Genomic DNA, 7,836 nt, shown 5'->3' with positions numbered 1-7,836 from the left:
ATAAGATCACCTCCCGTGGCATTGTCCATATCAGCACTTGTTGCTCCGGCTGATTTTTTAATTTTCAATGTGGAACCTACTGTGCCGTACGCTTTAGCCCAAACGCTGATGGTATAATATCTCCCAGATACAAATGTAATTTGAGTGGAAGTGATAATATTAGCTGTAAGACTATTACTTTTACTCGCAAATATTTCGCAAGATTTTGCTCCAGCTCTAGGCTGTGCACTAGTCGGTTGGTTGATAGTTGTATTCGCTCCTGGAAAAGAAATGAAGGTAGCATCGCCAGTTTCGAAACCAGAACCAAAAATTGTCGTCTGCCCATTCATATTATTTCCAATGAATAGCACCATCAGCAAAATTAAAAAAGTAATTATGGATGGGATTTTATGATATTCCTTTTTTGCAATAATTATGGAAGAAATTGAATCAAGGTTGGCCGTAAATTTCAGAGAACCAGTATTTTCTAATAAGTAGTGTTCTTCCATGGGGCTGTGTGGTATTTACCCGGCAAAAATAATATTTTTTTTGTTATGAAATCACATTTTCGATCATATTTGTTAAATTTTTTATGCGTTTTATCGTGTTTTTGTATTTTTAGTCGATGATAATGAAGCGAATGTGTTTTTTTGTTGAAAATGTTGCAAAATGGGGCGCTTCTTGAAAGTCTTCATTGGCGCAGTAGAAATATTGGCCTGTATTGATTTATTTTTTAATTATTCTTATTGATTTTTTTGGGTATTCGGTTGTAACAACAGCCCATTTATCAACTCTAAATTGCCGCTTAATTTTTTTGTTGCAGCGAATTAATTTAGGAGTATTAAGTGTACGATTTTAGAAATGGTAGATCCTTCTTATTGGAACTGAATGCTTGATCGGAAATAAGTAGCTCTGTTTTTGTGGACATAAAAAACGGCAGTTTCTGGAATCGGCATGAATGAATTGTTCCCTGTTATTGAAAAGATTAAAATTGTTTCAATGGCATCAGTGTCACTTTAAAATTCCCATAAAAAAACCACTCGGTTAGGAGTGGCTTTTACTATTGATCTTTTTATTTAGTATATTATTTTTTTAGAAACAACGGCATCGTTGTCTAAAGTGATTTTCACAATTAGGCCTGCCGAAGTTTTGTTGAGATGATTCAATGTAAATTGAGCGGAATTCACCTTCTTATAACTGTCTATTTTCCTGCCCGACATATCAAATACGTCAATATTTTTAATCTGTTCATTTGAAGAACTAACCGTTACCTTTTGGTTGACAATAACAATTACGCCATCAGAAACTTCGAAAGTGTCCGTTCCCAATGTTTTGGTTGTTGAATTGAAACGAAGATAGAAACGGTCTTCAATAGCTCCTTGGGGTACCTCTACCTCAAATAAACTCTCTTTTATGTCATGATAGCTGTCATCCGATTTGTCATATATGAAAACAGCTTGATTTTCTTCAAAATTTTCTAAGCCGTCTAAAACAAATGATACTTTTCCGGCGGCTTTCGATCGAACCCCAACGGGGTAGGCGGCATCTTTATTAAAATAACCTTCCCCTTGAATGGCTAATTCATTTTCGCCGTTCAACAGGTACATATCGCTTGGAGAGTCATCAATATTGAATGCGTCATAACCCGCATTCATTTCGCTATTTGCTTTTTCATCCATAAATGCCAACAAGACCTGCCTATGGAAGCTATCGTTATAAAAACTGAGACCTAAACGAACTTTTTTGTGTGCGTCTTCCGGTATGAATGTATCGCCGTGATCTGTCCAATGTGTGGATGTTTTTTGGGTTTCAGGTATTTTGTAAGTTGTTTGCGAAAAGCTGGTATTATCCTCCTTAATATACTCTCTTTGGCTGTTTTTGAAAGTTACCGGCCCGCCCGTCGCATTCCCAACAACGAAGAAACCTTGTCCCACTGGAATATATCTTTTCGGAGCCAGTTTTGAGGTGGTCCCAGTGCCGCTTATATAGTCTACCCCGATTGAACTAGGTGCAACTCCTCCGGATTTATTATAGATTCCATATCCGCCTTGATACCCCTTTAGATTGTGCGTGCTGTTGGTAGAGTAATGTTCCCAGAAATACAGTGCGCCATCTATCGCTGGATCTGTAGTTGATGTTTCTATAGAATCAATATTGTCATCAATAAATTTGTCTGCGTCAAGCGCTGATGGATAAGGATTACCTACAAGCAATAATTGATCGGAACTTACTGTATTTGTTATTGTACCATTATTTGGTTTGCCTACAAAGGTTAAGTTTTGAGTTCCTGAAGTTCCGGATCCTTTAAGTGTAAATCCTTTTCCTGCTTGTAAAGTACCAGTTTCACCTATTTGAGTCCAATTTGAATAATTATTAGCTAAATTGTCGAATTTAAAAATCCAATAACGTGCTAAACTAAACGGAGAAGTTTTGCCATCATAACCATTAATCCAAGTTATCATTCCCGGAAAAGCTGGATCAGTACCGTCTCTCAATACGCCTCCTACAGTGTACGCTTTATTGTTTGTGGAGGTGTTAATGGTTCCCACTGGGGAACTCCAATAGTTGTAATTATATTTGTTCGACTGTCCTTGTTGGTCTCTTTCTAATGAGCCCGAACTGCTTGGGTCTAAGTCGCTGCCTTCGGTTTGCACCAATTGAGATCTTCCCACCAAATCGATCTTCCCATCTAATTTCAAGTAATGGGTAACTTCGATTTTAGAGCCGTCTGTTTGCAATCCTCCTGCTGTTGTCGCTTTTATTGTACTTCCGGTCTCAACAATTAAACCTAAAACTTTTTTGTTGCCGATGGAAGTTACCGTAGACGAATTTTTAATTCTCACTATATTCCAATCAATTGTGTGCGATAAACCACTTGGTGACAGACCAGGTGGCGGTAGACCAGATGGAGGGGCTTCTATCGAGCTACTATAAGGTAGATCCTGTAATGTGTTATTTTTCCAGATTCCCGCAGTGTCCCAATTTCCCGCGGTATCTGACTCATAGGGCAGCGGAGCCGTTTGCAAGTCAACAGTGTTAATATTTTTCAATGCTGCCGTTAAACCAAAACTGGATTTATCTTTGGCATTAGTAAAGGAATAGGTAGACATGGGATAATAAGCCGAAAGGTTTGTCCATGCAATACTACTAATGTCATTTAAGGTGATCGTATTTGGAACGACAACTCCGTTAGTCAAGTTGGCGTTGTTTACTATTTCCTGGTTCATCACGTAACGAAATTGGGCATCGGTAAGCGCTACTTTCCAAATGCGGACTTCGTCAATAGAACCTTTGAAAAAAGAGCTTTTAGGAATACCGTCCGCCGCGCCAATCAGGAAGGAGTCTGTTGTGGCTGTTGGTGCTCCATCTAAATCTTCAACTTTATAATTCACGCCGTCTATATACATTTTAGCAGTTGTACCATCAAAAGTCACCCCCACATGATGCCATATTGCTGGCGGAATTTCCGCATTGGAAGTGATCGTTTTTTTTGCTCCACCGACGTACCAACTCATTTCAGCTTTTCCAGAGCTATTAATGCTTAAATCGTATCCTTGTGTAAAGGAGTTGTTCCTTTTTGAAAGTATGGTTTGGTTTGTTCCGTTTCTGTTCACCCATGCCGAAACGGTAAAAGAAGTGTTTAGATTTAATACATCTCCGGAATCCAGATAATCATTAATACCATCAAATTGGATGCATCGTTCAAAAGTTTTCTCTGGTGCAAAACCAAAAGTAATGTATTTAGTTCCCGTAAAGTTATAATCAGTTTCAAGATTTGACTCATTTACCGTCATGATTCGAGCCTCGGAAGTGGCATCAAAAGTAGAAGAGTTTGATATGAACATCATATAATCTCCCGGAGTTACCGCTGGTGTATTGGTAGTAGCAAGCATAGTTGTAGGAATTGATATTTTACAAGAAGGAATATCTCCACCCGTTGCTAGCACTTTCCAAATTCTATTTATTTTTTTGAAGCTAACGTCTGTTACTAATGGATTTGGTATTGTTATCCCTGAACTTAAATTGACTACGGTAGATTGTGCATCCAATGTGGCATGATTATTCCCCCATACTAAGAATTTTTTGTCAGTATCAAAGTTGTTTGTATTTGCCGTATTTGTTGCTGCAATTGTTCCTAAACCTATAGTAATATCATCAGTTGTATTGATACTTTTAGATTGTTTTTGCGTCAATTTTGTAATATCATCCCTGCCGATTCCGGCAATGTCGTAATTATATCCGGTTGCTGCAGCATCCCAAATGGCAGTTCCTGCCGAGTTGGTGTAGTTTGTGGAAACACCATTAGCCCCCAGTGTTATACCATATTTTATGGCCAAATAGCTTCGAATGTTACTCCTTTGTGTGTCAGTGGTTCTTGAACTGTAGGTGATTACTTCAGCGACTCTTCCATCAAGACTTCCTGTCCATCCCTCGCTTCGACCAATCCAGTATTGGCTATTGGAGATATTGGTAAACTTGGAAGCATCAGATGTAAAGTTACCTACGTTATTTCCGTTAAAGTATAGTTCTTGTGCCGTTACGCCAGAATTATTTCTTGCATTTATAATACCTGGAGAACTGTAATAAGGCGTTGTCTTATCTGCAACTCCATATCCATTACCCAGCCCAGTGGAAGTGCCTAAAGCATAAGTTAAAACTTCATCATTTATTCTATTTGTGTATTTCCCATAGCCAATACCTGTCGCATCCGTTTCTTGAGTGCCCACATTTTTATCGCCACAAAAGATATCCATTGCATTTAAACCATTTGTGACAGGGATGTCTGGAATCAGTACTACAAAAAGATCCTGACTGTAAAATCCAGTGGGGCCTTTTAAATATTGTCTTGATGCATCAGCATCAGTAAATACTTGAGATTGGGAATTATAGTCATTTGTGAAGTCTACTACAGCGTTAAAATTTATATTTGCACCAGAATTATTTTTATACTTTGGAGCGTCAGTTGAAGCTGGCTTTGTGGCATTACTTCCTAGGGCTTGGGTATACCATGTTGTAACGTCGGAATTGTCCGCTACTGTTGTTGTTCCATCAAGTAAATCGGAGCGCAGCCATAACTGTAAATTATTCGTTACTCCTCCGGGACCGTTTGGTAGTATATATGTAATAATTATGGCCCCATGCTGACCTGGACCACCTAGTACGCCAAAGCCTTGACCTCCCCAATAGCCAGCGCCACCACCACCACCTCCATAACCCGTGCCAGATGCAGTTCCACCGGTGGTATTATCATCCCCTCCTTTTCCTCCTGCTCCACCAAAATTATTAACTGCAGCGCCTCCTGCGCCTCCAATCAAATTAGACTGTGCCGTAGATCCATAATTACCATTGCCAGTATTTCCTGCACCGCTACCTCCACCTCCACCGCTTCCTGTACCATTTCCGCCAATAGCCCCAACGCCACTGCCTCCATCTCCACCAGGAAATCGTACATCTCCACTACTTGCAGCCACTGTACCTCCGGCACCTCCAGGCGCATTTAGACTATTGGGACCTCCTGTCGAGCCGCCCGCGGCTGTAATAGTATTTGTTCCAAATGTTGCAGTTGAAGGATTACCTGAAGTGTCATATCCGCTTACGCCGCCAACTGTGAGGGTGTATGTAGTTCCGGGTATAACTGTAACCGTATTCAACCTGGCATAGGCACCACCACCACCACCACCACCACTAAACCCTTTAGGGCCGGCTCCTCTTTTTCCTCCGGCACCAGCTCCCCAAGCCTCCACAGTTATCGAAGTAACATTAGCCGGGCAAGTCCATGTTCCATTAGCCGTAAATACAGCAGTTGATTGCGCATTGATATTCACTCCCAATAATAACATCAGGAATAAACCAAAAAACGAAATTATAGGGTGGGTTTTATACTGGTTCTTTTTTACACTAACGGAGGCTGAATTATCGTAATAATTTAGGTCAAACTTAAGATTATCAGTGTTTTCGAATAAGTATTTTTGATTCAAAGTAGGTATGGGTTAAATTGGGGTTTTGGTATAATTGAAGGAAAAGTATTCAGTTATCGTTGATGTGACAAAAAAAAACGACAAACGGCACAAATAGTCGTTGGAATGCATTTTTAATCGATAAAGAGATGCGGCTTTTCGAGATTTGTTTTGTATCTCCTTAGTTTAAGGAATTTTATGGAGTAAGAAGTAACTAAAAAAAGACCATCGTCCGTCAGTTTTAGTGAGGATAGGAAAGGCTGTTTTTTTAATATTCTTTCAGTTTCAAAGGGTTTGTTTTTTTAGTACTTTCGCTATTCAATATATTTTAATACCAATGTTTCTAATTGTCACTAAATATTTAATTCCAAAAGGTTACCGCGGATTGACGGCCTTCCCTTTTGTCTTTGTAAAATATAGAGCCGACAAAGAAAATGTGGTTTTTGTCAATCATGAAAAAATCCATTTGCGCCAGCAGTTGGAATTATTGGTGTTTCCTTTTTTTCTGCTCTATTTTTTGGAATATTTCATTCGTTTAGTCCAATATAGAAACAGGGATTTAGCCTATAGAAACATCAGTTTTGAAAGGGAAGCTTATCATAACGAATCGGATGCGGCCTATCTGGACAGGAGGAGTTTTTTCGGTTTTATAAAGTACATAAAACAGGGCTAAATCGTAATGTTTTGATTTCTGACAAAAGAATCACGATTATTTCAGCTTCTTGTGTCAGGCCGGTTTCAGGAGCGATTCGTTTAAATTGTCGAATTGATGCCGGATAAAAGAATGCTATTGGGAAGAAAAGGGCAGCAAAAAGCGACTTTTAGCCCGAAAATGTGAGATAATATTGCATCCTATAGCGTTTTCGTTTATTTGTTGGGTATAAATTTTACCTTTGTCAAAAATCACTTCATTTGAATCAAAAACTTATTATAGAATTCCCCAATTCCATCACCGTTTCAATCAAACGTGAAGATCTGATACATCCATTCATATCAGGAAATAAGTTCAGAAAGCTAAAATATAATTTGCTTCAGGCAAAAGAGGAACAGAACGAAACGCTGCTCACTTTTGGAGGCGCCTATTCCAATCATATTGCCGCAGTGGCATTTGCGGGAAAAGAGAAGGGATTCAAAACCATTGGGATTATCCGCGGAGACGAATTGCGCGATAAAATTTCCGAAAACCCCACTCTTCTTTTTGCTCAAAATTGCGGAATGCAATTGGAATTCGTTTCCAGGGAAGAATACCGTTTAAAAAACGAAACTTCATTTCTGGAAAACTTGGAAAAGCAATTCGGGGACTTTTATCTTATCCCAGAAGGCGGAACCAATGAGTTGGCCATAAAAGGCTGCCAAGAAATTCTTACTGAGGAAGACTCCGATTTCGATTTTGTTTGTTGTTCGGTAGGAACCGGTGGAACCATTGCAGGAATTATAAACAGCGCTTTGCCCCATCAAAAAGTTTTAGGATTTCCTGCTTTAAAAGGTGATTTTTTAAAAGATGAAATTCGTATTTTTGTCCAAAATGAAAATTGGGAGCTTATAACGGCCTATCATTTTGGCGGATATGGGAAAGTGAATCCCGATTTAATTGCTTTTATCAACCAGTTTTATGATAAAAATAAAATTCCTTTGGACCCGATTTATACTGCGAAGATGGTTTTTGGCGTTATAGATATGATAGATAAGGATTATTTTCCGGCCCATTCAAAAATTTTATTGATCCATACCGGCGGAATTCAAGGAATCAAAGGAATGAATATGAAATTGAAAAACAAACAATTACCAATAATAGATATACATGTTTAAAAAAATCCTACTCATTCTTACGGCGGTGTTGCTGGTAAGTTGCAACGCTACAAAACCCGTGATTGTCACCACAAAAGCAGCACCTCCAGTA

The 7,836-nt window shown here is 39.0% G+C and carries 4 protein-coding genes; 2 read left to right on the top strand and 2 right to left on the bottom strand.

Annotated elements, in window-relative coordinates; translation table 11 throughout:
- Together VIH09_RS02890 and VIH09_RS02885 are read right to left on the bottom strand one after the other, a co-directional pair.
- Nucleotides 1–488, bottom strand: a 488-nt coding sequence (locus VIH09_RS02890) for a hypothetical protein (protein ID WP_331577690.1), incomplete at its 3' end; no start/stop codon positions are given.
- Nucleotides 489–1,055: 567 nt separating this feature from the next.
- On the bottom strand, nucleotides 1,056–5,957 hold the full coding sequence (locus VIH09_RS02885; RefSeq protein ID WP_331577688.1) for a LamG-like jellyroll fold domain-containing protein: 4,902 nt from the start codon (nucleotides 5,955–5,957) through the stop codon (nucleotides 1,056–1,058).
- Nucleotides 5,958–6,273: 316 nt separating this feature from the next.
- Here VIH09_RS02885 and VIH09_RS02880 point away from each other — a divergent pair, with 316 nt between their 5' ends.
- Both VIH09_RS02880 and VIH09_RS02875 read left to right on the top strand, forming a co-directional pair.
- Complete coding sequence (locus VIH09_RS02880; RefSeq protein WP_331577686.1) at nucleotides 6,274–6,609, top strand: hypothetical protein; 336 nt, start codon at nucleotides 6,274–6,276, stop codon at nucleotides 6,607–6,609.
- A 239-nt stretch (nucleotides 6,610–6,848) separates the two neighbouring features.
- Entirely contained in the window at nucleotides 6,849–7,745 is an 897-nt protein-coding gene (locus VIH09_RS02875) for a 1-aminocyclopropane-1-carboxylate deaminase/D-cysteine desulfhydrase (protein ID WP_331577684.1), read from the top strand.
- Nucleotides 7,746–7,836 lie beyond the last annotated feature (91 nt).

Origin of the sequence: Flavobacterium sp., from assembly GCF_036515215.1 — a bacterium.
In the GTDB taxonomy this organism is placed as follows: domain Bacteria; phylum Bacteroidota; class Bacteroidia; order Flavobacteriales; family Flavobacteriaceae; genus Flavobacterium.
Note: the sequence above shows the minus strand (reverse complement) of the source record. Positions and strands in the feature narration are given on the sequence as shown.